Genomic DNA, 26773 nt, shown 5'->3' with positions numbered 1-26773 from the left:
CTGAGCCGCCGTGGCTCCCGCTGGATCGACTAGCGATCCGGCAGGGTGATATTGAGTTCCAGAATCGAGCAGCTGCCCTGGTTTTCCAGCGCGACGTGCACGTCGTCGGACCCGATATTGACGTACTTGCGGATCACTTCCACCAGTTCCTTTTGCAAGGCTGGCAAGTAGTCCGGCGTACTGCGCTGGCCGCGTTCATGCGCCACGATGATCTGTAGACGCTCTTTCGCTACCGACGCGGTGCTGACCTTTTTGCTGGCACGAAAGAAGTCAAAAAGATTCATTATCTACCTCCAAACAGGCGCTCGAAGAAGCCCTTCTTCGTCACATCGAGAAAACGATGTTCCACGGTTTTGCCCAGCAGACGATCGACCGCGTCGCTGTACGCCTGACCGGCGTCGCTCTGGTCGTCGAGAATCACGGGCACGCCCGAGTTGGAAGCCTTGAGTACCGCTTGGGATTCCGGAATGACACCCAGCAGGGCGACCGCCAGGATTTCCTTGACGTCTTCGACGCCCAGCATTTCGCCATCGCTGACGCGTTGCGGGTTGTAGCGGGTCAGCAGCAGGTGTTCCTTGATTGGATCTTCGCCGTTTTCGGCACGACGGGATTTGCTGGCCAGCAGGCCCAGCATGCGGTCCGAGTCACGTACCGAGGACACTTCCGGGTTGGTCACGATAATCGCTTCATCAGCGAAGTACATGGCCAGGTGGGCGCCTTTCTCGATGCCGGCCGGGGAGTCGCAGACTACGAATTCGAAGTCTTCCTTGAGCGCCATCAGGACTTTTTCCACGCCTTCCACAGTCAGCGCGTCTTTGTCGCGGGTCTGACTGGCGGCCAGGACGTAGAGGTTTTCCAGGCGTTTGTCTTTGATCAGGGCTTGTTGCAGGTTGGCTTCGCCGTTGACCACGTTGACGAAGTCATACACCACGCGGCGCTCGCAACCCATGATCAGGTCGAGGTTACGCAAACCGACGTCGAAGTCGACGATAACTGTTTTGTGGCCGCGCAATGCGAGGCCGGTACCGATAGCGGCGCTGGTGGTGGTCTTACCCACACCACCCTTGCCGGATGTAACCACTAGAATCTTGGCCAAGGTGTTTCACCCCTAAGGAAAAAGGACTTTTAGCCCCTGAAAAACATCTCTTGAAAAACTACTGCAGTCGGACAGCCTTGGCTGGAATCCGGTCCAGAACAGCGGTAAACACTGCGTTTGGCCTTTTTCCTACTTCGTTTGAGCCGTTTTCGCTACGTTTTAGAGATGCTTGGAAAATGCGGCAGTATCCGTTAAAGCCGAATGATGTTCAACACGTCGCCTGACAGGCTGACTTGTACGCCCGCGCCCCACAAAGGGTCACGGCGCAAATCCTCGGAAACCTTGTAGTGACCGGCGATGGAGACCAGTTCAGCGCTCATCTGCTGACAAAAAATCCTGGCTTTCGTGTCGCCTTTGACCCCGGCCAACACGCGACCGCGCATCGGACCGTATACATGGATGTTCCCATCGGCGAGAAGTTCCGCACCCGGGCTGACCGAGGAGATCACCACCAGATCGCAGCCCTGGGCATAAATCTGCTGGCCACCGCGTACTGGCGACGTGATGATTTTCGTCGGTTTGATGGTCGGCTCAGGCGGTTTTTCCGGCTTTTTCTTGACGACGCCTTCCAGCGGGTCCAATGCACGCTCACGGGCGCCGGACGGCGGCAGCACCGGCAAATCGACCGCGATAGCGGCCGCGATGTCTTCGATGCGGCTGGCACGGATCGCCAGGGTGCGCAGGCCATGCTGGCGGCACACGCGCATCAGGCCCGGCAGATCGACCGCGCCTTCGCTGGCCGGGAGTTTGTCCAGGGCCAGCACCAGCGGCGCATTGCTGAAGAAGTTGGGCGCCTGGGCGACCTTGGCGGCCAGTTGCCGATCAAGGTTCTCAAGGTCGTTGCGGGCCAGTTCCAGCACCGTGATGGCGAGCATGCTGCCCTTCAACTGGAACACGGGATCCTGGTCTTGCGGTTCGGTTTGGCTCATGGTCGGCATACAACGGCTTGTCACTAAAAGTGCCGAGACTTATAACGAGAACGCCCGCAAGCCGCAAGCCGGGTCGAACGATGTAGAATGCGCGGCCATTGTCTTTCCGGAACCTTTAATGGATCGCCCGCGTTTTCGAAAAACATTTCTTATGCCGCGTTTCTGGCCGCTGTGGTGTGGCTTGGGGCTGTTGTGGCTGATTGTTCAGTTGCCGTATCCGGCGTTGCTGTCTATCGGTCGCCTCCTGGGGGCCTTGATGTACCGGCTGGCCGGCGACCGACGGCGCATTGCCAAACGCAATCTGGAGCTGTGTTTCCCTGAAAAGTCCGCCGACGAGCGCAAGCGCCTGCTCAAGGAAAACTTTGCCTCCACCGGCATCGCCTTCTTTGAAATGGCCATGAGCTGGTGGTGGTCGCGTCAGCGTCTGGCGAAGCTGGCCCATGTCGAAGGCCTGGAGCATCTGAAAGAAGCCCAGCGCGAAGGCAAAGGCGTGATCCTGATGGCGGTGCATTTCACCACGCTGGAAATCGGCGCGGCGCTGTTGGGGCAGCAGCACACCATCGACGGCATGTACCGCGAGCACAAGAATCCTTTGTTCGACTACATCCAGCGCCGGGGCCGCGAGCGGCACAACCTCGATTCGCTGGCCGTGGAGCGCGACGACGTGCGCGGCATGCTCAAATTGCTGCGGGCCGGCCGGGCGATCTGGTACGCACCGGATCAGGACTACGGCGCCAAGCAAAGTATTTTTGTGCCGCTGTTCGGCATTCAGGCCGCCACCGTCACGGCCACCAGCAAATTTGCCCGGCTGGGCAAGGCGCTGGTGGTGCCGTTCACCCAGGAGCGTCTGGCGGACGGCAGCGGCTATCGGTTGATGATCCACCCTCCGCTCGAAGGTTTCCCCGGCGAGACCGAAGAGGCCGATTGCATCCGCATCAATCAGTGGGTCGAAGGCGCTCTGCGCGAATGTCCGGAGCAATACCTCTGGGCCCATCGCCGCTTCAAGAGCCGTCCACCGGGCGAGCCGAAGTTGTACAAGAAACGCGCTTGAGTCACCCATCCCTTTAAGCACCATGGAGTGTTGCGATGAGTCCTGCTGAACCGGTTACAGGGTTGATACTTTCCGGCGGCGGGGCTCGGGCGGCGTATCAGGTGGGCGTGCTGGCGGCGATTGCCGAGTTGCTGCCGGTGGGCGCAGACAATCCGTTTCCGGTGATCGTCGGCACCTCGGCCGGGGCGATCAACGCGGTCAGCCTGGCCAGTGGGGCGATGGACTTTCGTGGCGCGATCGAGCGCCTGACCGCGTTCTGGCAGGGCTTTCGCAGCCATCTGGTATTGCGCAGCGATTGGCCTGGCGTGATCAGCCAGGCCAGCCGTTTTGTCAGCCACAGTTTGCTCGGGATTGGCGCTCAGGTTCCTGTGGCGTTGCTCAACAGTTCGCCGCTGCGCGGTTTGCTCGACGACAAATTGCACATGAACGGCATCGCCGAGGCCATCGCCCAGAAGCAGTTGCAGGCGGTGGCGGTCACGGCGTTCGGTTACGAGTCCGGGCAGGCCGTGACGTTCTATCAGGGGGGCGGCACCATCGATGCGTGGTTGCGCCATCGGCGGATCGGCGTCCCCACGCAATTGACCGTCGATCACTTGCTGGCCAGTTCTGCGATTCCGCTGTTGTTCGCGCCGGTGAAAATCGGCGAAGAGTATTTCGGCGATGGCGCGGTGCGCCAATCGGCACCGATCAGCCCGGCCCTGCACCTGGGCGCCAGCCGCGTGCTGGTGGTGGGCGTCAGCGGCAATCCGCGCGGGGTCGATCCGGAGCAGCCGCTGCAACGCGCCTACACCGGTCAGCAGCCGACCCTGGCGCAGATCGGTGGGCACATGCTCAACAGTACGTTCATTGACAGCCTGGAAAGTGACATCGAGTTGTTGCAGCGTCTGAACCAGTTCAGCCACTTGTTGCCCGATGGCACGCCGACCCGTGCGCTGGGCGTGGCACCAGTGGACGTGCTGGTGATTTCGCCGAGTCAGCCGATCGATGAAATTGCCGCGCGGCATCGGCAGGAATTACCGGCGGCGTTGCGCCTGTTTCTGCGTGGGCCAGGGGCGACCAAGACGAGTGGGGCAGGGGTGTTGAGTTATCTCCTTTTCGAGGCGGGGTATTGCAGCGAATTGATTGATCTGGGGCGGCGGGATGCGTTGGCCAAGCGCGGGGAGTTGTGCCGGTTTCTCGGGTTGTCGGAGCCTGTTGTTCCAGCTTGAGATTGGCGGTGCGGCCATCGCGGGCAAGCCTCGCTCCTACGGGTTTTGTGTCGTTCACATAATTGGCGAACGACACAAACCCTGTAGGAGCGAGGCTTGCCCGCGAAGGCGTCCTCACAGACGCCGCCGGATCAGAAGTGAACCTTGACCAGGAAGCTGGTCACGCTCTGATCAGTCTTGAAACCCTGGCTGTCTTCGATGCCGTACTTGTTTTTCCAGTAGTCATACTCGACGCCGACGTACAACTGCTTTTCGCCAAGGTTCAGTGCCTTGCCCAGGTCGTATTTGACCTGCGGATTGAAGTGCAGGTTGGCGTGATATTCGCCCTTTTTGTTGACGTCGTTGTCGACCACCCAGTCCATGAAACCGTCGATCAGGATGTTCGAATCGCCAACGGGAATGGTGTAGGACCATACCGGTGTGATTTGCCAGATATCATCACCCGGACGGTCGCCTTCGGTGTGACGGTTGTAGAAGTTCAGCTGGAAGTAGTCGAAGCCAGGGATCGCCAGATCGAAACCAGGGCCGATCAGGTAGGACTCGGTATCGTCTTCACCGAACTCGTAAGTCATGGCCAACAGCACGTCTTTGATCGGGCCAAACGTCAATTTCTGGTCGAAGATCTTGTTGAACGACAAGCGTGGGCTGAGCTCTCCGTAGTGGGTGTTCTCACCGGCGAAGGCGTCTTCCTTGCCGTTGTAGAAGATCTTGTCGATGAAGAAGAAGTTGTCGCCGTATTTCCAGCCATCGGCGTGTTCGAAGGTCACCGTCTGCTGAATGCGCGGGTTGACCTGGAAGTCCTTGCCATAGAGGTAGGTCAGGCTGTTGTTCTGCCATTGCAGCAAGTCGCCGGCCATGGCCTGGCCCCCGGCCAGTAACGATCCTGCGAGCATCAGGCTGGTGCACGTGCGTTTCATTCGGTTGCTCCCAAAAAGTAGGTGGTTCCACGTTATTTTTCTAAGGTCGACGCTCTGGTGTGGCGCCTTTTTCTGTAGCGGTAAAAAATCATCCAGTCGGTCAGCTTCAGTGCTGTTAGCAAGAGCTGAGCCAAGGCTTTCGAAAAGCCAAAAAACTCCCGCTCGGCGGCTCAAGAGCAGTCGATTGAGAGGGGTTTTGGAGTGCCTTGGTACCGTGCAGAGCCGGGATAAGTTGGCTTTCTGGTCAGGAATTAAATCCGGGCTTTTTTTTAAAGCGGATTCAGGCGGCCGCGGAGAATACTGACTCCTTGGCCAGGTCTCAAGTGCCCCGCAACAGCGCACCGACGACAGGTTTGGAGCACGGTTGCGGGCCATCTTAAAAGTGCACCTTCACCAACAGGCTGGTGGTGTTTTCATTGGTGTCGAAGTTGCCGTTGTTTTCGATGCCGTACTTGTCTTTCCAATAGCTGTACTCGACGCCGACGTACACCTGTTTCTCCCGCCAGCCCAGGGCTTTACCCAAGTCGTACTTGATCTGCGGGTTGACGTGCAGGTTGGCGTGGTAGGTGCCCTGTGAGTTCTGGTCGTTATCCACGACCCAGTCGATGTAGCCGTCGATCAACAGGTTCGAGTTGCCCAATGGCAGGGTGTAGGACCAGGCCGGCGTGATCTGCCAGACATCGTCGCCGGGACGCGAGCCTTCGGTCTGGCGATAGTAAAAGTTCAAGGTGAAAAAGTTGAAGCCTGGCACCGCGAGGTCGAAACCGGGGCCGATCATATAGGCCTCGGTGTCGTCTTCGCCATTCTCGTAGGTCATGGCCAGCAACACGTCCTTGATCGGGCCGAATTCGAAACGGCGGTCGAGGATTTTGCCGAAGGAGAGGCGCGGGCTGAACTCGCCGTAATAGGCGTGAACGCCTTTGTTCCGGTCTTTCTCGCCGTTGTAGTAAGTGCTGTCGACGAACAGAAAGTTGTCGCCGTACTTCCAGCGGTCAGCATGCTCAAAGGTTATCGTCTGCTGGATCGACGGGTTGACCGCGAAATCCTTGCCATACAGATAGCTCAGGCTGTTGGTCTGCCACAGCAGCAAATCGCCGGCCATGGCTTGGCTCGCGGCCAGCAGGCCACCGCCCAACAGCAGGGTTGTTTGAGTCCGAATCATCTGTTGCTCCCTCTTGTTTTTATTGTTTTGTGGCGAGGGGGCTTGCCCCCGTTGGGTCGCGAAGCGGCCCCGGCATTTCTCCAGTCGTACTCTGCTCGCAGGTTTTACGACTGCTTCGCAGCCGAACGGGGGCAAGCCCCCTCGCCACAGGGAGCGCCTTCACAGGTTCGATCAATGCGGGTTGGCGTGGCAGTCGTTGATGGCCGCGCGTTCGGCGCCGCCGAGGATGTTGAACAGCAGGTTCAGCGACAGCGCACTCAACGTCGCCATCGCAATGCCACTGTGGGTGATCGGACTCATCCACAACGGCAAGTGCGCGAAGAACTCCGGGCGCACCACTGGAATCAGCCCCATGCCGATGCTCACCGCCACCAGCAATTGATTGCGACGATCACCGATGTCGGCTTCCTGAAGAATCTTGATCCCGGTCGCAGCCACCATGCCGAACATCGCAATTGCCGCGCCGCCCAGTACTGCCGGTGGAATCGAGGCCACCAGGAACGCCGCTTTCGGCAGCAGGCTCAGCACCACCAGCAAACCGCCGGCAACGATGGTCACCGAGCGGCAACGCACGCCGGTCATCTGCACCAGGCCGATGTTCTGTGCGAACGAAGAGTGGGTGAAGGTGTTGAAGAACCCGGCGAAGAACGAGGCGCCGGCATCACACAGCAAGCCGCGACGGAGCATCCGTGGGCAGACTTCCTGGCCAGTGATTTTGCCCAGCGCCAGGAACATTCCGGTGGACTCGACGAAGATGATCACCACCACCAGGCACATGGACAGGATCGGTGCGAGTTCAAACTTGGGCATGCCGAAGTGCAGCGGGGTGACAATCTGCAGCCATGGCGCATCCGCCATGCCGCTGAGGTCGACCATGCCGATCAGCCCGCAGATCACGTAGCCCAGGCACATGCCGATCAGCACGGAAATATTGACCCAGAACCCGCGCATGAAGCGGTGAACCAACAGGATGGTGGCCAACACCAGCGCAGCGATGGCCAGGTAAATCGGTGAGCCGAATTGAGTGGCGCCAGCACCGCCGCCCGCCCAGTTGACGGCCACGGGGAACAGCGACAAACCGATCGAGGTGATGACTGTGCCGGTCACCAGCGGCGGGAAGAAGCGCACGACTTTAGACATGAACGGCGCGATGATCATGCCGAAGAACCCGGCGGCGATGGTTGCACCGAAGATCCCTTGCAGGCCGATCCCGGGCATGCCAGCCATGGCGACCATGCTGCCGACCGCGGCGAAACTGGCGCCCATCATCACCGGCATGCGGATGCCCATGGGGCCGATGCCCAGCGATTGCACGATGGTCGCGATCCCGGCCACCAGCAGGTCGGCGTTGATCAGGAAGGCGATTTCCTCACGACTCAGGCCGGCGGCTTGCCCGATGATCAACGGCACCGCGATGGCGCCGCCGTACATCAGCAGAACGTGTTGCAGGCCGACCAGAATCAGTTGAAAAAGGGGCAAACGCTGAATAGCGGGTGCGTCGGGGATGCGCGCTTCGGATAGCTCGGACATGCAACACCTCGGATCTTTTTTATTCTTGTAATTTTGTGCATCAGGGGGACCGCGGCGCGGCCGTTCGCGGGCAAGCCTCGCTCCTACAGGTATTGGGTCGGTCGCATCATTTGTGAACGACATAAATCTGTAGGAGCGAGGCTTGCCCGCGAAGCTTTTCAACGGTTAATTGGTCGGCGCTCCCTGAACGATCCACGCACCGATCAGGTCACGCTCCTGCTGGGTCATCTGGGTGATGTTGCCCAGTGGCATGATCTGGGTGGTGACGGCTTGCGCCTGGATCCGCGCGGCGTTCTGACGGATCTGCTCGGGGGTGTCGAACATCACACCGCCCGGCGCCGCGCTGAACAGCGGGCTGGTCGGTTTGGCCGAATGGCATACCGAGCAACGTTCCTGGATCACGCTGTGCACCTTGTCGAAACTCGGGCCGGCGTTGGACGCCTGGGCCGGTGCTTCGGCAGGCTTCGCAGCGGCAGGTTTGGCACCACCACCGACGGCGGTTTCCGGCAGCGGCTGGTACTCGATGGTCCCGGGTGCCTTGGCGACTTCAGGTGCGCTCGGCATTTGCGCCGGGCCCGTCACGTAAGCCAGGCAGATCATGCCAACAGCCGCGACAGGCAAGGTCCAGGCGAACTTGTGGCTGTCGTGACGGGTGTTGAAGTAGTGACGCACCAACACCGCCAGCACCGCGATCCCGGCCAGGATCAGCCAGTTGTATTGGCTGCCGTAGGTGCTCGGGAAGTGGTTGCTGATCATGATGAACAGCACCGGCAAGGTGAAGTAATTGTTGTGCCGCGAACGCAGCAAGCCTTTGGCCGGCAGTGCCGGATCGGGCGTGCGGTTCTCGGCAATCGCCGCTACCAGTGCGCGCTGCGCCGGCATGATGATGCGGAACACGTTGCCGACCATGATGGTGCCGATGATCGCGCCGACGTGCAGGTACGCACCACGACCGCTGAACACTTTGCTGAAGCCGTAAGCAGCACCAATGATCAGCACGAACAGGATGAAACCGAGCAGGGCAGGGCGTTTGCCCAGAGCCGAGTCGCAGAGGAAGGAGTAGACGAACCAGCCGACGAACAACGAGGCGATGCCCAGTGCGACCCCTTCAGGGCCGGTCAGGCTGCTGCCCGGTGCCAGCAGGTACAGCGTCGGGTTGGAGTAGAACACCACGCACAGCAGCGCGATCCCCGACAGCCAGGTGAAATAGGCTTCCCATTTGAACCAGTGCAGGTTGTCCGGCATGGTCGGTGGGGCCAGTTTGTATTTTTCCAGGTGGTAGATACCGCCGCCGTGGATCGCCCACAGATCGCCGGCCAGACCGCTTTTCGGGTTGACCCGATTGAGGTTGTTTTCCAGCCAGACGAAATAGAACGACGCACCGATCCAGGCCACGCCAGTAATCATGTGAACCCAGCGCACGCTCAGGTTCAGCCATTCCAACAGATGTGCTTCCACAGTCTTTACCTCTCGCCTGTCACTCTGTTGTCGAGTGATCAGACCTTCTCTTATTGGTGGGGGGCAAGGATCAAACGCTCATCCTCTTTGAAAAAATGCTCATCGCAGTTATTGCCTGTGCCACTGCGATCAACCACCAGGAAGTCATCCCGCTTTTCGATCGTCAGCACCGGATGGTGCCAAACGCCGCGATGGTAATTAATGCCCTGCCTGCCGTTGGTGACGAAGGCGCGGACCAAGCCTGATACAGGTTCATCGCCAAGTGGCGCGACCACGATCAGAAAAGGGTTGCCGAGCAGCGGAATGAAAGCCTGGCTGCCCAGCGGGTGACGCTCCAGCATGCTGACGGTCAGTGGCATGTCCTGCGCGTCTGCGCGGAAGATGCTGATGATCGCGTTGTCCTCTGGCGTGGCGGTTTCAACCGTCGCCAGTTTGTGAAAGCGCATGGTCGAACCGTTGTTGATCATGAAGTGATCGCGGCCAGAGGTTTCGATCACGTCACCGAAAGGGGCGAAGGCTTCTTTGGTCAGCGGTTCAATCGTCAGTGTGCGCATGCTGGTCTTCTTAATCTTTTGAATTTGATCGTTCCCACGCTCTGCGTAGGAACGCTGCCATGGACGCTCCGCGTCCACTGTGACGCGGAGCGTCACGGTATGCATTCCCACGCAGAGCGTGGGAACGATCTTCTGTTACTTCGCGACCTTGCCGAGTACGCGCAGACGACTCACACCACCATCCGGGAACACGTTCAGGCGGATGTGGGTGATCGGCCCCAGCGCCTTGATCTGCTCGGCGAAGGTGTGTTCGGCGTGCATTTCCAGTTTCTGCGCCGGCAGCAATTCGCGCCAGAACAGCGATTGAGTTTCGATCTGGCTGTCGGTGCCGCCCTTCACGAACGCGCCCTGGATCGAGCACGTGTCCGGGTAGTTGCCCTTGAAGTGCAGGGTGTCGACGATGATTTTTTCGATCTCGCCCGGATGACCCAGCGCGACGATGACCCAGTCATTGCCCGGCGTACGGCGACGTGCAGTTTCCCAGCCGTCGCCCATGTTGATGCCACGACCCGGGTTTAGGATGTTGCTCATGCGGCCGAAGTGTTCGTCGGAGCAGGCGAGGGCGCGGCCACCGTTGAGGGCGGCGGCCAGGTCAACCTGCTCGTTGTCGCCAACGGCCGACCAGTCGCGGTGCGGCACGCCGTACACACGCAGACGCGCCACGCCACCATCCGGATAGATGTTGAAGCGCAGGTGGCTGAAGGCCTGGTCGTTGCTGATTTCGTGGTAGTGGTGGCTGTTGCCTTGCAGCTCGACGGCGGACAGCACTTCAGTCCACTGGGTGTTGTCGTCCGGCTCGCCCGAGGCCAGGAAGCAGGCTTCCAGGGACGCCGACGGCGGGAAGTTGCCGGTGAAGAATGAAGTGTCGATGTCCACGCCTTTGATCGAACCCGGTACGCCCAGACGGATCACCGCGCTGTCGTAGCCTTCGAAGCGCTTGCGGCGCGACTCCCAGCCGTCCATCCACTTGCCGTTGTCATCGAACACGCCCTCTTTCCACACAGCCGGGGTCGGCTGGAACAGGCGGTTGGCATCAGCGAACCAGTCATCGGTGACCGAGATGATTTTGGTGCCCAGGCGGGCGTCGGCCAGGTTGACGAACTTCTCGAAAGGTACGGCGTAAGCTTTCATTCTTCTTGTCTGCCTTTAATTAGTTGGCTTGGGATGCTTGCAGCCCTGGGTGTTTTCGCGTTTTCAACACTCGGGGCTTTTTACAAGGGCTGCTCGCTATAGGGTCAGTAAACGGAACAGGGCGATCTTGTTGATCTCCGCCAGCGCGCATTTGAATTCGGTATCCGCCGAATTGTGAATGCGCGTTTCGAACGCCGCGAGGATCTGATGCCGGTTGCTGCCTTTTACCGCCATGATGAAGGGAAACTTGAACTTGGCCTTGTAGGCGTCGTTCAGCTCGGTGAAGCGCTGGAACTCTTCGGCCGTGCATTGGTGAATACCGGCGCCAGCCTGTTCATTGGTGCTGGCTTCGGTCAACTGGCCCTGGACGGCGGCTTTGCCGGCCAGGTCCGGGTGAGCGTTGATCAGGGCCAGTTGGCTTTGCTGATCGGCGCTCAACAGGATGTCGCTCATGCGCTGGTGCAGGGTTTCGATCTCGTCGATCGAAGCGTCCTGGCCCAGGTCGAGGGCCTTCTCGGCCACCCATGGCGAATGTTCGTAGATGTCGGCGAAGGCGTTGACGAAGGCTTCGCGGCTCAGGCTCGAGGGTTTGACGGTCTGGAAGGTGCTCATTTGGCAGCCCCTTGGTACGGGTGGGTTTCATGCCAGTGGCGAGCGATGTCGACGCGACGGCTGAACCACACCTGTTCATGACTTTTAGCGTATTCGATAAAGCGTTTGAGCGAGGCCAGGCGCGCCGGACGGCCGATCAGCCGGCAGTGCAGGCCGATCGACAGCATTTTCGGTGCTTCGGCGCCTTCGGCGTACAGCACGTCGAACGCGTCTTTGAGGTATTCAAAGAAATCGTCGCCCTTGTTGAAACCCTGGACCTGGGTGAAGCGCATGTCGTTGGTGTCCAGCGTGTACGGAATCACCAGGTGCGGCTTGCCGGTCGGGTTGTTCGGTTCCCAGTAAGGCAGGTCGTCGTCGTAGGTGTCGCAGTCGTAGAGGAAACCACCTTCTTCCATCACCAGGCGACGGGTGTTCGGACCGGTGCGCCCGGTGTACCAGCCCAGCGGACGTTCGCCGGTGATTTCGGTGAGGACGCGGATCGCTTCGAGCATGTGCTCGCGTTCCTGCGCTTCGTCCATGTACTGGTAGTCGATCCAGCGATAACCGTGGCTGCAGATCTCGTGGCCGGCATCGACCATCGCGCGGATCACGTCCGGGTGCCGCTGGGCGGCCATGGCCACGGCGAAGATGGTCAGCGGAATGTCGAATTCCTTGAACAGTTTAAGAATCCGCCAGACGCCGGCACGGCTGCCATACTCGTAAAGGGATTCCATGCTCATGTTGCGCGCGCCCTGCAGCGGCTGCGCCGAGACCATTTCCGAGAGGAAGGCTTCGGATTCTTTATCGCCGTGCAGGATATTGCGCTCGCCACCTTCCTCGTAATTGAGCACGAACGACAGGGCGATTCGGGCATTGCCGGGCCAGTGTGGGTGAGGAGGGTTACTGCCGTAACCGATCAGGTCGCGTGGGTAGTCAGCGCTCACTGCAGTCTTCCTTCTTGTTCGTTGACAGGTTGTGTGGCGGCCTGGCGATGAGATGACAGGCTGGCGTCACAGCGATGGGCTGATTGTATACAACTTTATGTTCACTTTGTAAGCCTGATTTTTTGCATTTTTGATGAGCTGTCATCTGAACATGTCATTGCAAGAAACCTGCCTGATTGGTCAGCTTATAGATGGAAGGTCTTCTGATCGTCTGGTTCGGCGACAGATTCGCCGCATTTCCGTGAATGGCAGGGGTAGCGCTAAAAATGTCGTTTTTATTGTGTACAATTTTTATGAAAAGTGTCTTAATCAATCGCTCGCCGCAGCGTTTCGTGCTCCGAACCGGTGCGGTCTCCTTTCAACTGACTTCGGGAGGCGCGAGGTCTGGCTGCTCCATGCAGGCAGGCGCGCAGAATCAATGGGACGTTTGACTACACACGTTTTGGACGCTGCACACGGTTGCCCGGGCAGCTCGATCAAGGTCGAGCTGTACCGCGTTGAAGGCTCGCAGCTGGAATTGGTCGCCAGCGCGATCACCAACAGCGACGGCCGTGTCGACGCACCGCTGCTGCAAGGCGATGACTACCGTTCCGGGGTCTATCAGGTTCAGTTTCATGCGGGCGATTACTACCGCGCCCGAGGCGTTCAGCTGCCGGAGCCTGCGTTCCTGGACGTGGTGGTGCTGCGTTTCGGCATCTCTGCGGAACAGGATCACTACCATGTGCCATTGCTGATCTCGCCTTACAGCTATTCCACGTACCGCGGCAGCTGATCCCCCAAGCAGCTGCCTCAACCTGGAAGCGACTGCGCATATAGCTTCTTTGGTCTTTCGCCCGCTCACACTGCGGGCTTTTTTTTGCTTTCTGTTTGAGCGAACTTATTGGGTTGCACCTCGCGAATAGCCTGCGAGGTGCGCACGTTTCTCTGTCAGCGTTCCTTGATGATGAAAACAGAAGGATTTCCAACGGGCATGTGCTGGACGCCGCCTATCAGCCATACCACGTCGCCCTTCGCATCGGCGGCAAGCAGCAACTGGTGGGCTTCGGCGCCGATTCGCGTCTTCAGTAGAGGGTCTGCAAGCTCTGGCACGGACGGCGGCTTGATTTCAATCGCGTCAGTCTCCACACGTCCCAGTTTCAGAAAGTAGACCTTGTTGTGATTGGGCCTTTTAAATACCACCGTCGGGGGAGTGAGCTGAACATTCTCAACGTTTGCAGGAAGGAAGACCTTGTAGCCGCTGTGGCTCAGTATCGAGGCGAGTAATAACGAAAGTCGACCCGGTGCGTTGGGCAACTCTGCGTAAAACTGCCAGGCATGAGTGCTCTCCGGTCTGAAGTTCAACTGCTGCAAGGGCACGATAGAATCCGGAGCGTGCAGTTCGACGATCCGTCTGGCGCCTTCATTGCCGGACGCAACAGGCAATATATCCAACGGGTCGCCGAGTCGTGGCACGCCGATGGTCGATTTGCCCTCCCAGTGGCGAAAGGTTTGCTTCATTCGGGCCAAGCCGCTGCCGTTGAACTCCTCCGACTCACTGGATAGCTCAAATAATCGCTTGGCGACGGCGCGCGAAGTCGGTTCCGTGAAACCCTTGTAAACATCCGCGACCTGTTGCGTCAGTGTTTTCTCAAAGAGACGAGCAGCGCCGTCGACTTTCCGCGTATTTGTGCCAGCCTGGTGGCTGGTGGCGACGGGTTGCAACGAAGGTGCTTCGTGCAGCATGCGTTCGAATGCCTCGAAGCGCGAGGGTGCAAATCCCGGGTGTTGAATGAAAACGAGGGGTAGCTGATCGGCCATCGGCCCCTTCGGCACGATCGGGTAATGGAGCTGACCGATCTTTATGGATTCCACCGATTCAGGTTTGGTTATTTTCCCCCAGGATGCCCACAAATACGGGTTTTCATTCAAGGTGGCAGCTGGTTGGCTGTTATCTGCCACGGTGTCGGACGCCTCGGCATTTTCATCGAGGCGAGGGCGCTTGCCCGGCGTGGGGCCTGACTCTTCAGCGTCTGAGGCTGTGGTGTCGATTGCCTTGCGTTGCCAAAGCGTCATCCCGTCAATGCCTTCGAGTACCGGGCCCGAAGGGGTCAATTCGCTCGTCGAGGACGCCTGATAATCACCGTCGGTATTTTTTCGAACCATGACCGTGCCTTCGTCTGCAAGGTCGACATAGGTTCTTCTCAGCTTGTCGTAGCGCAGGCCGTTGGCATCGGGAGGCGTCAGTTTGTCGGCCAGGTGCCGGGGAATGATCTCCAGCGTTTCCGGCCTCGCGGGTACGCTTGCGGTTGGAAGAACCATGCCCTCCCTGGCGATTCTCCACTGTGGCTGGCCAGGAACTTTCTTGAGGATCGGGCCCGGTTGGTCTGGGGCAAATGGGAGGGGAACTTGATAATCGCCTCTAGCGTTTGTTCTGATCAGAAAAATGCCTTCCTCTCCAATATCAGCGTAAAGCTGTTGCCGGCTGCTCATGAACAGCCCGGTGTCGGCGATCTTGAATAGTTCATCGACCTCGTTTCGAGGCCAGGAAATCATTTTGGCAGCGATCTCGGCGGCGCTTGTAGCGTTAACTGGCATGTCGGTAACGACGACAGGCTGACGAGGCAAGGTACGTTGCGATGAACTTGACACATTGGTGTCGGCAACGGGATTGGCGTCTCCCAGCGGTCTGCCGACCGTTGCGGCGTGATCGCCGCCCCGTACCCGACTATTTTCTGACGAAGACCTTGGAAGGGTTGTCGAAGTGTCGGGTGTCTTGGAAGTTAAAGCTCTTTTTGGCGGTTTAGCCATGAATAGTGTTCCTTGATAATTAAATAAGTTGGTGGTGCTTAAACGATAAAGATCGAAGATCTGATAAGGGGCTTTAGTGAATGGTGGCTGTAAATGAAAATGGCCGGTATTAACGCTCTCTGATAATAAAAACGGACTGCCATCCTGATGGGGCTGTTTGAAATCCACCTAATAGCCATACGATGTTGTTCTGCTGGTTGGCGGTGGTGAGTGCTTGCAGGGCGTCATTACCGACCTGTGAAACTAAAGACGGGTCAGCAAGTTCTGGCGCCGGAGACGGGTTTATTCCGATCGCATTTCTTTCAGCGATACCTAGTTTCAGGAAATAAACCTTGTCGTGATCGGCACGTTTGAATACCAGCACGGGATTTCGATGCTCATTCAGTAACGGAAACACCTCATACCCATTGCGGGTCAACGCGGTGCTGACTAGACGCTTGAGGTTGTAGTCAGAGCGATTTGCAACAAAGGTGTCCCATTCCATCTGAAAATGTTTCGGGAGGAAGTCCAGCCTGTGTAAGGGATCGCCAAATGTCGGAGGCACCATGGAAATGATTTTCCCCTCACGATCCATGCGCGAAGCGACAGGCAATAAGTCAATTGGATTCTCGAGTTTTGCATCAAAGATGCCCGCCTGTTCCTTCCAATGATCGAGGGTGAGTGTGGTGGTATATAAACCCTCTCGGGCGATCACTTCGGAATCCCCTGAATGTTCAAATAGCTTTTTTGCGACAGCTCGCGAGGTGACCGGTGAAAAGTCCGGGAATACATCCGAAACAGATTCCGTCATCGGTTTTTCAAACAATCGGCGGGTGCTATTCACAATCCATTTGCCGTCGCTATTCAGAACTACCGGTACAGGTTGTAACCAGGGTTTTGCGTGCAACATCTGTTCGAACAGATCGAAGCGAGAGGGTGGGAATTCGGGGTGCTGGAGGTAGTTCAAGACTTTTTGTACGTTTTTTACTTCGGGTACCGTTTGATAATGAAGTTCTCCGATTTGAATGGATTCGTTTGCAAGGGGCTTGTTGACCTTTCCCCATGAGACCCACAGGTACGGATTTTCATTTATCGGATGGGTGGGATAGAGGGGAATAATCTGTTGCGCGGGTCCGGTTGTGTCTGGCTGCTCTTCATTCCCCTCCAGGCGCTGACGCTTGCTCGGACCGGCACCGGCCTCTTCAACGACAGATGACTGCTGGCGAGCGGTCCGTTGATCAGTGGTCTGCGTCTGAGGTTTACGTCGCCAGAACTGCGTCAGTCCAATCCTCTCGAGTAAGGGGCCGGAAGGCGTCCATTCCTGGCCGAAGGTTGCCTGATAATCGCCATTCGCGTTTCTGGCGACTTGAACAATGCCCTCGTCCAGCAAATCGACATAACTTCGCAGGTTGTGCCAGCGTATTCCGAGCTTATTGGCGGCCGGTAGTTTTTTAACCACGAGCGGATTTTTGATGAGATGGACAGGCGCAGCAACGGTCGTGGCGGTCGCGTGCGAACCCCCTGCTCGCACGTCTGGAGCTGACGGCAAAACGGCCCACAGTGGCTTGCCTTCGACTTTTCTCAGCACCGGCCCCGCATGGTCAGGGGCGAAAGGGAAATAGACTCGGTAATCGCCGTTGGCGTTCGGCTCGACGCTGCCAATGCCTGCGTTTTCAAGATCGGCATATAACCTTTGCTCCTTGCTCATGAAGAGCCCTGTGTCAGCGACTCGAATCAGTTGATCTACCTGTTCACGGGGCCAGGACACCAGGTTTTCGGGTTGCACGAAGGGGCCGGCGGTGTGGCCAGGCATGTTGGTGACGACAACGGGCGGTTGTTGAGAAGTGTCGCCTGGCAAGGTATTTGGGGCACGGGTGTCTGTAGGGTTTTCGCCTCCACGCACAGGCGTGTCAGCACGGCCGGATGAGCCGACCCTGGCCACGTCATCCTCAGGAGAGGGTCTGGGGAGGGTCGATGAAGTGCCAAGCGTATTGGGACTGGAAACTTTCCTGGGTGGTTTAGCCATGACCTTAGTTCCGATAAATAATCTGGTGAAGGTCTAAATCAGTATGTGCACCTGAAACAGACGAAAAATTAATTGGGTGAAAAACAGGGCTCGTGAAGGTGCACGGCCCTGGACATCACAGTGGTTAGTTTTGATTGGATCAGCTGTCGAGAGGCTATAAATATTTATAGGGTGTGGCGGTATTTGCTACAAAAGGCTTCAACTTAATAGTGATATTTGTCTTGAGCAGGCTCTATAAAAGTTTGCACGTGTCTAGAAGTATCCGCAGATTGGCGGCGCTTACAGGCGGGGTGGCGTTGATGCCAAACTCCATTAATTCATAACAGTGTTCGAGTTGGTGCGCGCACCGGTGCAGAGGCACCAGGTCGGCGTAAAGGACAGTACGGGACTTGTCGGTATCAAGTATCCAGCGACGATCCGACAGGTTGTAAGACAGACTGCCGGCAGAGCCATCCCTCATTGCTATGTTTCGAACGACAACGTCTTCCATTTCCAACGATGTCAGTTCTGCCGATAGGGCTCCTTCGTTCAGAAGGGGGCCTTTAAAGTACCTGCCATCCAGCGAGTCAATGTAGATCTCGTCAAAATCAAGATCGACTTTGTAGACAACCCCGTCCGGGGTGATGACACGTATTTGATCGATCAAATCTTGAGGATCGTCGTAGTGAGGAAGACGAATGACGGTATGTCCGATCAGCAGATGGTTATCCACCCGTTTGATGCGGGTGTAGGCGAGGCCTGTTGCATCGAATTCCCAGGTAGACGCCGACTGCGATTTGACGGTGGCGTTCGCTCGAGCACCTGGCGTTGAAATGCTTAACGTCATTTCGGAGCTGAGGTGGACAAGGTACGTCGAGCCGTCGCCCTCTAGATGTTCAATGGCTGTTTGATCCGGGTAAGCGACAAGTTTGACGCATTTCTCTCGGTTGCCCAGCTGATGAGCTTCGTTGTCCATGGGTTGACGGTAAATATACTTTCCATCTCTGGCCGCTAGTGGCAGCGGCACCTCGCGGGTGCGCTCCATCGGGCCGTTTATCTCGAACTGATCGTTTGAAAACGCTGTATCGGGTAAGGAGGGTGGGTCGACTCTATAAGAAACACCATCATTCATGATCAGAATAAAATGTTGGTTCAATATTTTTGTGGGGCGCGTTAATCGGCTTGTGATTCTATGGTCTCCGCTCCAGGTAGAGCTGGCCAGGTTTTTTATAGTCAACCGCTTACTGTCAAAGTGAAAGGTCATGCCGCATTCTTTATACATGATGCGATCGAAATCAGGCTGGCGCATCAAGTCTACGTTGTAGTAAGCCTCGGCCCGGGTCAGTTCATGGCTGGCATAATCCAGGTAAAGGGTTGCAAGGGTGTTTGTGCTTCGTTGTTTTACGGCTAGGGTCGTATGCTCATTGATTCTCGACAGGCAATAGCTCGTGTCTTTGTCGTGTGCGACCGTGTATTCACGGTTGTAAAGAATGAGCGGATTTTGGGTTATTCCCTGTTGGGTAATGACGGTTTTAATGTCGAGCGGGTCAGCCGCCTCAATGGTTTCAGGAAGTTCAGGCATCAAATGAAAGCCGTCCTTTGTAAGGAAAGTCAGCTTTCTGTTCTGCAGTTGTCGTTGATTGTTGACTGTTTTGTAGACGCCCTTGATGTACACATCCCTCTCGCTGATGTCGTCGAGATCAAATCCTGAGGTGATGACCAGTTCCTGTTCTTCAATCTTCCAGCTTTTAATCAGGTCCATTCGCCAGTCAAGTGCAATGACGCTCTCGTCCACGCCATCTTCAGTAATAAATACGTTGCCGGATTTATGGGCAACCGCATAGTGATCCTTTCCAGGCCCTCCGGAGGCTGAGCCTTGATTGTTCAGAAGATAGATTTTGTCATCCCCGGCGCCCGCCTCAATGGTGTCGCGACCCCGAGACTTGATAATGTTCGGCCCATCGGTACCTATGACCTTGTTTTCCGCGCCCGCCAGAGTTTCAACGTTCTCGATGCTCTCCAGAAGCGTGTGTCGATAGTTAAAACGGCTGTCGTTGCTCTGGTCACGGGTGATGATCGAAAGCCGCCCATCGTCCAGATCGATGAAGTATCCGAATCGTTGCCGGTTGCGCTCGGGATAGCTGCCGCTGAGGACTAACGTGTCGTTGCCCAAACCACCTTTCAATGAAGTGGGTAGAGGGTCTTTTGGGCCGTTTTTGAGGAGTTCGGCGGCACCCTCGAAAACGAATTCATCATCTTTTTCGCCCCCGGTCAGGTTCTTGATACCTGCGCCGTAATAGAATCTGTTCGGCTTTTTTTCAATGCCAAGAATGGTGTCGTTTCCGCCGCCAATAAACCACACCGCTCCTTTGTTCTCTCCGGGAGTGCCAAACTCCGCACCGGGCATATCCGCAGTCACTCCGTTGCGCGCATCAAGGGTGTCGTCACTGTCAATAACATGCGGTTTCTGGACGGTTTTATAAGTGTAGTGTTGGGCATCCCAATCGAAGCTCGGCACCCGTGTCGGCGTCAGTTCTACCGTAAATTTGCCGTTTACAATGACCTCGGTACTGTCTTTTAAACTGCCTTCCAGTAATTTTCGGGCGGTCGCTTGTAACAACCGCGAATGTTCAACGGTGGATTTGGCAATCGCGTGGCGAGTTTGTATGTTTTCGTCGGGGCTGATTCCCCAAAAGGCGAACCAGCCCGTGCGCAGGCGCTCGTGGGTAGTGAGCTCTATGTAATCATCGATATCGTCGACAACGCGTACTGCCGCATAGACCTGGGAACCCGCAACCAGCAGAAGTCCGGCTGCCAACCCTACCGGGCCGATAAAGGAGAAGCCTGCCAACGCTGCGGCACCCAAAATCAATGTCATTGCCGCGCTGGTCACGCTCAAGCCTGCGGCGACATAGTGATCCATGGCTTCTTTGCCTGTCGCCGTCGCTGCATGGTTAAAGGATTTAACGGCGGAAATAACATCGAAGGGTAACGTCAGTGCGCTTGCGATCAGGCCCGCACCACGCCCCAGCCGAACGCCGAAGCTGGTTTTGGCAAAATCCTTGTAAGCATTTTGGCCTGCCTCGATCATGTATTTTGCTTGTTTCGTTACGGCAACTTCGACGGCTAACGAAGTGACTTCCGCTGAAGTGCTAAGGCTGTTGAATACAACTTCGCCGTGATCTTTTCGTGCAATAGCGTCTTGCAGTCCACGCAGGCCGCTATAAATACCAAAAGCTTGAAGCCCGGTGCCCATGCTGACCATGCTGCTACTTTTGACCCGGTTCACCCAGACAGGTGTACTTTTGGACAGGTGTGCGTGGCGTATATCAAGCTTCTGCGCCGCGTTCAGAAGTTTGTCCAGTTTGTGTCGGTACTGTTCAGGGTCGGCAGGGGTATCGAGTTTCTCACTTAGCAGGGGCGGAGCCGTTAACGGGCGTTGCGACGCCATCTCAAACAGTAATGAGGGGAGTGCGTAATCGTCCCTTGTTCCGGTGGAGCGCAGGCGGGCTTCAATGGACAAAGGGTCAAACTGCAACGAGTTGACAAAAGACCGTTTGGGATGGCGAAAGAACGTGTTTTGACCGTTCAATCTCTCACCCTTTGATGTCGCACCCAGCGCATCGAGTGCGCATCGGGTAATCGAATGGGAGCCTATCTTGATAGGGCCGAACAGCTCATCTATAACGCTGAGCTGGCTTTTATTGACGTTTGTTTGTTGTGGGGCGGAGGTGATACTTTCTTCGCCGAAATCAATAGTGGTCGGTGAGGATTCATTGGCGTGCAGGTCAATGTCCGTAACTTCGACGGCATTATAGTGATCAGGGTCGGGTGATTGGAAAACAATTGCCATAAGAACTTCCTTTTCCAGGCGTTGTGTGCGAGGTCGCAGCGCCATGTTAGGGGGAGTTCTGAAAAGACAACTATATATATTTATATCGCGTGTTGCTGTTTGTTGCGAGGTGGGGGTGGGTTGTTGCCATCCTTGGCAAACAATTATTAGTGCGGTGACGTCAATAAAATCTTATGAAATTAAGCTTTCGAGTTTTATCGCGATCCGTTTAGTGATTGCTCAATAAGGAAGCCGCGCCCGCTCCACTGAAGAGTCCTGCGCTCACCCGGTTAAACCAACTTTGTCCCTTGCCACTGCGTAAATATTTCGCCGCCCCATGCGCACCCAGCCCATAGGCCAACTTGCACAGCAGATCCAGCACGGTCCAGGTCGCAATCATCACCAGCAATTGCGGCAGGAACGGTTGTTCGGCGCTCAAAAACTGCGGCAGAAAAGCAGCAAAGAACAAAATGTCTTTCGGATTGCTCGCGCCTAATACGAATGCACGCCCGAACAGGGCTCGAAAGCGCGGCACCGGCGCCGCCTGGGGCACTTCAGCGCCTACCGATGGCTGGCGCGACTGTTGCCAGCTCTGCCAGGCGAGGTAGAACAGGTACAGCGCACCGACGATTTTCAGCGCACCGAACAGCTGTTCCGACGCCAGCAACAGCGCGCCCAGACCCAGCGCCGAGGCACTGAGCAAGCAGATCGAAGCAATCACACCACCCAAAAATGCCGGATAAGACCGGCGCAAACCGTAATTCAGACTGTTGCTGATCATCAGCAAAGACAGGGGCCCCGGGATCAGGATCACCACCAGCGCAGCGCCGCTGAACAGCAGCCAGGTTTCCAGACTCATCACTTTCCTCCCTTTGTGCAAAAGCCCCACCCGACGGGGTGAGGCTGATTTGAAACGCTTACGGCGTAGCGCTTACAAGAAAATAAACTTGGCGATGAAGATCGCGCACAACACCCACAAACTGACGGAAATTTCCTTGTGCTTACCGGTGAAGGCCTTCAGCACCACGTAAGTGATAAACCCCAGCGCGATACCATCGGCGACCGAGAAGGTCAGCGGCATCATGATCGCCGTGACGATCGCCGGAATGCTGTCGGTCGCTTCGTCCCATTCGATGTGCGCCATGCCGCCCATCATCAGCATCGCCACATAAATCAGCGCACCGGCGGTTGCATAAGCAGGGATCATGCCCGCGAGCGGTGCGAAAAACATGGCGGCAATAAATAGCACACCTACGGTGACGGCGGTAAGACCAGTCCGGCCACCCGCCGCTACGCCAGCGGCACTTTCCACATAGCTTGTGACTGGCGGGACGCCGACCACCGCACCAAACACGCTGGAAGCACTGTCGGCTTTCATGGCGCGAGAGAGGTTTTCGATCCGGCCGTCAGCGTTCACCAGGTTGGCGCGCTGGGCGACGCCCATCAGGGTGCCGGCGGTGTCGAACATGTGCACGAAGAGGAAGGCCAGCACCACGCTGATCATGCTGACGTTGAACACGCCGGCAACATTCATGGCCATCCAGGTGGGCGCCAGGCTTGGCGGGGCAGACATGATGCCTTCGTAGTGGACGAGGCCCAGACCCCAGCCCGCGAGGGTCACGGTGATGATGCTGATGAGGATCGCACCGAACACTTTGTGGTAGCTGAGCACGGCAATCATCAGGAAGCAGATGGCAGCCAGCAACGGGCCGGGCTCGCGCAGGGAACCGAGCTTGATCAGGGTGGCCGGGCTATCAACGACGATGCCGGCGGTTTTCAGGCCGATCAACCCAAGAAATAGCCCCACGCCGGCGCCCATGGCGTAGCGCAGACTCACAGGAATGCTGTTGAGCAACCATTCGCGAATCCGCGAAAAGGTCAGGAACATGAACAACACACCGGAAACAAACACCGCGCCAAGGGCTGTTTCCCAGTTGTAGCCCATGGTGCCGACCACGGTGTAAGTGAAGAAGGCGTTCAGCCCCATGCCCGGTGCCAGGCCGACCGGCCAATTGGCATACAGGCCCATCAACAGGCAACCCAGTGCGGCAGCGATACAGGTCGCAACGAACGCGGCACCGTGATCGATCCCGGCGTCGGCCATGATGTTGGGGTTGACGAAGATGATGTAAGCCATGGTGATAAAGGTTGTCAGACCGGCAATCAGCTCGGTCTTCACCGTGGTGCCGTGCAAGCTGAGTTTGAAGATGCGCTCAAGCAAGCCATTGCGTAACGGCGGCGAGAGTTCCAGCGTCGGGGCTTCGGATTTGCGGCTTTCCACAGCGAATACTCCTCAAGAGTTTTATTGTTATTTCCAGGGCCGGACCCATGAGGGTGGCAGCGGCCCTTTGAGGCATTTGCGAATTTGTTGACCGGCTGGTCAGAAACTCGCACGAAATGGATTATGCTTTTGTATACAAATAAAGCAAATAATGTTTTTGATTTTGTAGACGAAAAGATTGGCAATAGGGATATATCGCCGGGAGGGATGTTTTCGCGAGCCGTCTACCGCCAGTGTGCGGGCGAAAAAAAACCGGCGATCGGCCGGTTTTCTCTGTTCGGGATTTGCAGTGTTGGTGCGGGCCTCATCGCGGGCTTGCTCGCGAAGACGTCAGTCAGCGCACCACAAAACCATCAGGCCGCAGCAAACCGCTTATCCAGATAATCAATAATCACCTTGGACTCATACATCCAGGTGGTCTGCCCATTTTCTTCAATGCGCAGGCACGGCACCTTGATCTTGCCGCCTTGCTCCAGCAGGGTCTGGCGATCCTGTTCGTTGTTCTTCGCATCGCGCAACGCCACTGGCACATTCAGGCGACGCAGGGTGCGACGGGTTTTCACGCAGAACGGGCAGGCGTGAAACTGATACAGCGTCAGGTCCTTGGCGGCCGTTTCGACCTGGGCCTGAGCGGCGGCGGGGCGCTGCTTCTTGCCTGGGCGGGTAATGAAGTCGATGAAGATGATCAGTTGGCCAAGGCCGACACGAAGCGCTTTTACGAACACGGAATAAGCCTCACAGGGCGAACGGAAGGCGCGCAGCTTACCTGATTTTTCACAGGCGAAAAAAAACCGGCGATGAATGCCGGTTTTCTTCATGTAACGAATTACTTGATCAGGCTGAGAAACTCGCTGCGAGTGGCGGCGTTTTCGCGGAACTCACCCAGCATCACCGACGTGATCATCGACGAGTTCTGTTTCTCCACACCGCGCATCATCATGCACATGTGCTTGGCCTCGATCACCACCGCAACGCCCAGGGCGCCGGTGACTTGCTGGACCGCATCGGCGATCTGGCGGCTGAGGTTTTCCTGGATCTGCAGGCGGCGGGCGTACATATCGACGATCCGCGCAACTTTCGACAGGCCCAACACTTTGCCGCTCGGGATATACGCGACGTGCGCCTTGCCGATAAACGGCAGCAGGTGGTGTTCGCACAACGAGTAGAGCTCGATGTCCTTGACCAGCACCATTTCGCTGTTGTCGGAGCTGAACAAGGCACCGTTGGTGACTTCTTCCAGTGTCTGTTCATAGCCGCGGCAAAGGTACTGCATGGCTTTGGCGGCACGCTTTGGCGTGTCGAGCAGGCCCTCGCGGGAGACGTCCTCGCCAAGTTGACCAAGGATGGCCGTGTAATTCTGTTCCAGGGACATGAAACTACCTGTGGGGATTTTCGCAAAGGGCAAGGGTACGGTGGCAAACACGGCGCTGCAAGCGTGAAGCGACAGCTTTACTCGTCGCGACCTTCCATCATGGTCCGTTTGAGCATCACATAAACCGCTCCGGCGCCGCCGTGTTTCGGTTGGCACGAGGTGAAGCCGAGCACCTGGGAATGCTGACGCAACCATGTGTTGACGTGGCTTTTGATCATCGGCCGCTTACCGTCCAGACGCACGGCTTTGCCGTGGGTGACGCGCACGCAGCGGATTTCGAATTTGGTCGCTTCGGCCAGAAACGCCCAGAGGGTTTCCCGGGCTTTCTCCACTGTCATGCCATGCAGGTCGAGGCTGCCTTCGAACGGAATCTGTCCGACCTTGAGCTTGCGCATCTGGCTTTCCTGAACACCGTCACGGGCCCACATCAGCTCGTCTTCCGGGCCGACGTCGATCACGAACTGATCGGACAGACCATCAACGGTGGTGGCATCGGTGCGAACAGTCGCGGCCTGGCGCAGCTTGGCGATTTGCGCGCGGTCGGCCTTGGGTTTGCCGGTTTCGGCGCGATCGTGCTTGATCGGCTTGACGCCTTGGATCGCACTTTTGAACAGGGAAAAATCGTCGTCTTGCATGTCAGCCTCCGCGAAGGGCGGCCAGTTTACCCAAGTCGAGGCGCTATCCATAACAATTGAGGCCCGCCAAAACGCCGGGCCTTCGATTCAATCGTGTTTTTTCATCAGGTGCGGGGACATGTTCAGCTCTCGCGACTGGCGCGAACGACGCCGGCAACGACGCCACAGCCACACACCGATATAAAGTACGAACAGGCCAACCGCCAGAATGATCGCCGAGCCCAGCGGGCTGGCATTCAATTCGCCCAGGGCCGGGGGACGGCCGAGCAGGCTGGCGGCACCGGCCATGGCCAGCAACACACCGCACGTCGCCAGCAAGGCAGCAAAGGCTGCGCCGAATCGAAAACGCCAGTTGCGTTGGCCCTTGGGCCGCAAGCGGCGTGCATCAAAACCATCGGATAACTTCATTCCGACCTTCCTCAATGGGTATCGGCCCTTCGACCGGGAGTTGTCCGGGTTGTTCCTGAGGCTAAGTCAATTGCAGCAAATGAGAGGCTTTTGCGGATGAGCGGCGGTATTGACCGCTCTTCGAGGCCAATCAGATCAGTTCGTGAGTGAGCGCAAGGGTGGCGAAGTTGTCCGCCATGATCGCCATTTCGGTCTGTTGAACGTGCTCGGCGCTGAGTACGCCACCCTTGTAAGGCAAATCCCGAGTCGCGCAGGCGTCTTCAACCAGGGTGCAGCGAAAGCCCAGGTTCTTCGCCGCACGCACGGTGGTGCTGACACTGGAGTGACTCATGAAGCCGCATACGATCAGGTCCAGGGAACCAAGGGTCTGTAAGCGTTCCAGCAATTCGGTGCCGTGAAACGCACTCGGCAGCAGTTTGCCGATAATGGTTTCGTCCGCCTGTGGCTCAAGCCCCGGAATGAATTCACCGCGTTCACCCTGTGGATCGAACAGCCCGCCGACGGTGCCGAGATGGCGCACATGCACGATCGGACGACCGGCTGCACGGGCAGCGGCCACCAGTTGCTTGATGTTCGCGACGGCAGCATCCATGCCGGTCAGGGCCAGCGGGCCGCTGAGGTATTCTTTCTGGGCATCGATGATGACAAGGGTCGCATGACCCAGATTGGCTGCTGCGTAACCGCGGCCGCTGAGTTGAAACATCGTTTTTGGAACGGACATTCTGGGGCTCCTTGGAGTGGGGCTTTTGCGACATTGTCCTCTGGCTGAGCGGTTCTGTGAATCGCTACTATCGTAGGCGCCGTCATTGCTGGCGTGCAGCCTTGTCAAGATGCCGGTTTTGTTCAATAGCCAACGGCAAAAATGGATGTGTCCTACATCTGATCCGCTGTTTTCCTGCGTCG

General features: G+C 57.2%; 24 protein-coding genes. 3 read left to right on the top strand and 21 right to left on the bottom strand.

Going from position 1 to position 26773, the window contains the following annotated elements:
- Positions 1 to 29 precede the first annotated feature (29 nt).
- The 3 genes from minE to minC all read right to left on the bottom strand — a co-directional run bounded on the left by minE (position 30) and on the right by minC (position 2025).
- Positions 30 to 284, bottom strand: coding sequence for a cell division topological specificity factor MinE (minE, locus tag ACIQV9_RS10615; protein ID WP_007898843.1), 255 nt, complete (start codon positions 282 to 284; stop codon positions 30 to 32).
- Positions 284 to 1096 (bottom strand): septum site-determining protein MinD, encoded by an 813-nt coding sequence (gene minD, locus ACIQV9_RS10610; RefSeq protein WP_403100896.1) that lies wholly within the window; start codon positions 1094 to 1096, stop codon positions 284 to 286. Before minD ends, minE begins: the two co-directional genes overlap by 1 nt.
- Positions 1097 to 1287: 191 nt before the next feature.
- Entirely contained in the window at positions 1288 to 2025 is a 738-nt protein-coding gene (gene minC / locus ACIQV9_RS10605) for a septum site-determining protein MinC (protein ID WP_403100893.1), read from the bottom strand.
- A gap of 118 nt (positions 2026 to 2143) precedes the next feature.
- On the opposite strand from minC, the gene ACIQV9_RS10600 reads away from it, so the two are divergent.
- Both ACIQV9_RS10600 and ACIQV9_RS10595 read left to right on the top strand, forming a co-directional pair.
- The gene (locus tag ACIQV9_RS10600; RefSeq protein ID WP_403100890.1) at positions 2144 to 3076 is read left to right on the top strand and encodes a lipid A biosynthesis lauroyl acyltransferase; all 933 of its coding nucleotides are present in this window, start codon (positions 2144 to 2146) and stop codon (positions 3074 to 3076) included.
- Between the two features lie 35 nt (positions 3077 to 3111).
- On the top strand, positions 3112 to 4284 hold the full coding sequence (locus tag ACIQV9_RS10595) for a patatin-like phospholipase family protein (protein ID WP_403100887.1): 1173 nt from the start codon (positions 3112 to 3114) through the stop codon (positions 4282 to 4284).
- A 131-nt stretch (positions 4285 to 4415) separates the two neighbouring features.
- Here ACIQV9_RS10595 and ACIQV9_RS10590 read toward each other — a convergent pair whose 3' ends face one another.
- The 8 genes from ACIQV9_RS10590 to puuE form a co-directional block, all read right to left on the bottom strand.
- On the bottom strand, positions 4416 to 5201 hold the full coding sequence (locus ACIQV9_RS10590) for an outer membrane protein OmpK (protein ID WP_403100884.1): 786 nt from the start codon (positions 5199 to 5201) through the stop codon (positions 4416 to 4418).
- A gap of 376 nt (positions 5202 to 5577) precedes the next feature.
- Positions 5578 to 6363 (bottom strand): outer membrane protein OmpK, encoded by a 786-nt coding sequence (locus tag ACIQV9_RS10585; protein ID WP_403100882.1) that lies wholly within the window; start codon positions 6361 to 6363, stop codon positions 5578 to 5580.
- Positions 6364 to 6534: 171 nt separating this feature from the next.
- Positions 6535 to 7893 (bottom strand): nucleobase:cation symporter-2 family protein, encoded by a 1359-nt coding sequence (locus tag ACIQV9_RS10580; protein ID WP_403100879.1) that lies wholly within the window; start codon positions 7891 to 7893, stop codon positions 6535 to 6537.
- 165 nt (positions 7894 to 8058) lie between these two features.
- The gene (locus ACIQV9_RS10575; protein WP_403100877.1) at positions 8059 to 9351 is read right to left on the bottom strand and encodes a urate hydroxylase PuuD; all 1293 of its coding nucleotides are present in this window, start codon (positions 9349 to 9351) and stop codon (positions 8059 to 8061) included.
- Positions 9352 to 9401: 50 nt separating this feature from the next.
- Positions 9402 to 9905, bottom strand: a complete 504-nt coding sequence (locus ACIQV9_RS10570; protein WP_403101035.1) for an ureidoglycolate lyase — start codon at positions 9903 to 9905, stop codon at positions 9402 to 9404.
- A gap of 135 nt (positions 9906 to 10040) precedes the next feature.
- Positions 10041 to 11036, bottom strand: coding sequence for an allantoicase (gene alc / locus ACIQV9_RS10565; protein WP_403100875.1), 996 nt, complete (start codon positions 11034 to 11036; stop codon positions 10041 to 10043).
- Between the two features lie 96 nt (positions 11037 to 11132).
- A complete protein-coding gene (gene uraD / locus ACIQV9_RS10560; RefSeq protein WP_403100873.1) occupies positions 11133 to 11648 on the bottom strand; it encodes a 2-oxo-4-hydroxy-4-carboxy-5-ureidoimidazoline decarboxylase in 516 nt (171 codons plus the stop codon).
- Complete coding sequence (gene puuE, locus ACIQV9_RS10555; protein WP_059404690.1) at positions 11645 to 12571, bottom strand: allantoinase PuuE; 927 nt, start codon at positions 12569 to 12571, stop codon at positions 11645 to 11647. The genes uraD and puuE overlap by 4 nt, the downstream gene beginning before the upstream one ends.
- A gap of 418 nt (positions 12572 to 12989) precedes the next feature.
- On the opposite strand from puuE, the gene uraH reads away from it, so the two are divergent.
- Positions 12990 to 13343 carry a hydroxyisourate hydrolase gene (gene uraH, locus ACIQV9_RS10550; protein WP_010456673.1) on the top strand — a complete coding sequence of 118 codons (354 nt, stop codon included), beginning with the start codon at positions 12990 to 12992 and terminating at the stop codon, positions 13341 to 13343.
- Positions 13344 to 13498: 155 nt separating this feature from the next.
- Here the strand turns inward: uraH and ACIQV9_RS10545 are convergent, their stop codons facing one another.
- From ACIQV9_RS10545 to ACIQV9_RS10500, 10 genes are all read right to left on the bottom strand, one after another.
- A complete protein-coding gene (locus tag ACIQV9_RS10545; protein WP_403100869.1) occupies positions 13499 to 15526 on the bottom strand; it encodes a hypothetical protein in 2028 nt (675 codons plus the stop codon).
- Entirely contained in the window at positions 15468 to 17363 is a 1896-nt protein-coding gene (locus tag ACIQV9_RS10540; RefSeq protein ID WP_403100867.1) for a hypothetical protein, read from the bottom strand. The genes ACIQV9_RS10545 and ACIQV9_RS10540 overlap by 59 nt, the downstream gene beginning before the upstream one ends.
- Positions 17364 to 17595: 232 nt before the next feature.
- Positions 17596 to 21195 (bottom strand): calcium-binding protein, encoded by a 3600-nt coding sequence (locus tag ACIQV9_RS10535; protein ID WP_403100864.1) that lies wholly within the window; start codon positions 21193 to 21195, stop codon positions 17596 to 17598.
- A 208-nt stretch (positions 21196 to 21403) separates the two neighbouring features.
- The gene (locus ACIQV9_RS10530; protein ID WP_403100861.1) at positions 21404 to 22033 is read right to left on the bottom strand and encodes a LysE family translocator; all 630 of its coding nucleotides are present in this window, start codon (positions 22031 to 22033) and stop codon (positions 21404 to 21406) included.
- 72 nt (positions 22034 to 22105) lie between these two features.
- Positions 22106 to 23455: an NCS2 family permease gene (locus ACIQV9_RS10525; RefSeq protein WP_042932677.1), complete on the bottom strand. Its 1350-nt coding sequence runs from the start codon at positions 23453 to 23455 to the stop codon at positions 22106 to 22108.
- Positions 23456 to 23808: 353 nt separating this feature from the next.
- Entirely contained in the window at positions 23809 to 24180 is a 372-nt protein-coding gene (locus tag ACIQV9_RS10520; RefSeq protein WP_046047502.1) for a glutathione S-transferase N-terminal domain-containing protein, read from the bottom strand.
- Positions 24181 to 24281: 101 nt separating this feature from the next.
- Entirely contained in the window at positions 24282 to 24827 is a 546-nt protein-coding gene (gene folE / locus ACIQV9_RS10515; RefSeq protein WP_003204506.1) for a GTP cyclohydrolase I FolE, read from the bottom strand.
- A gap of 77 nt (positions 24828 to 24904) precedes the next feature.
- A complete protein-coding gene (locus ACIQV9_RS10510; RefSeq protein ID WP_403100856.1) occupies positions 24905 to 25462 on the bottom strand; it encodes a Smr/MutS family protein in 558 nt (185 codons plus the stop codon).
- An 87-nt stretch (positions 25463 to 25549) separates the two neighbouring features.
- Positions 25550 to 25870: a hypothetical protein gene (locus ACIQV9_RS10505; protein WP_010456650.1), complete on the bottom strand. Its 321-nt coding sequence runs from the start codon at positions 25868 to 25870 to the stop codon at positions 25550 to 25552.
- 130 nt (positions 25871 to 26000) lie between these two features.
- The gene (locus ACIQV9_RS10500; RefSeq protein WP_403100854.1) at positions 26001 to 26591 is read right to left on the bottom strand and encodes a cysteine hydrolase family protein; all 591 of its coding nucleotides are present in this window, start codon (positions 26589 to 26591) and stop codon (positions 26001 to 26003) included.
- Positions 26592 to 26773 lie beyond the last annotated feature (182 nt).

The sequence above is a fragment of the Pseudomonas sp. NPDC099000 genome (genome assembly GCF_044759925.1).
GTDB lineage: Bacteria > Pseudomonadota > Gammaproteobacteria > Pseudomonadales > Pseudomonadaceae > Aquipseudomonas.
The sequence above is the reverse complement of the archived record's forward strand: the minus strand, read 5'-3'. Positions and strand labels throughout refer to the sequence as shown.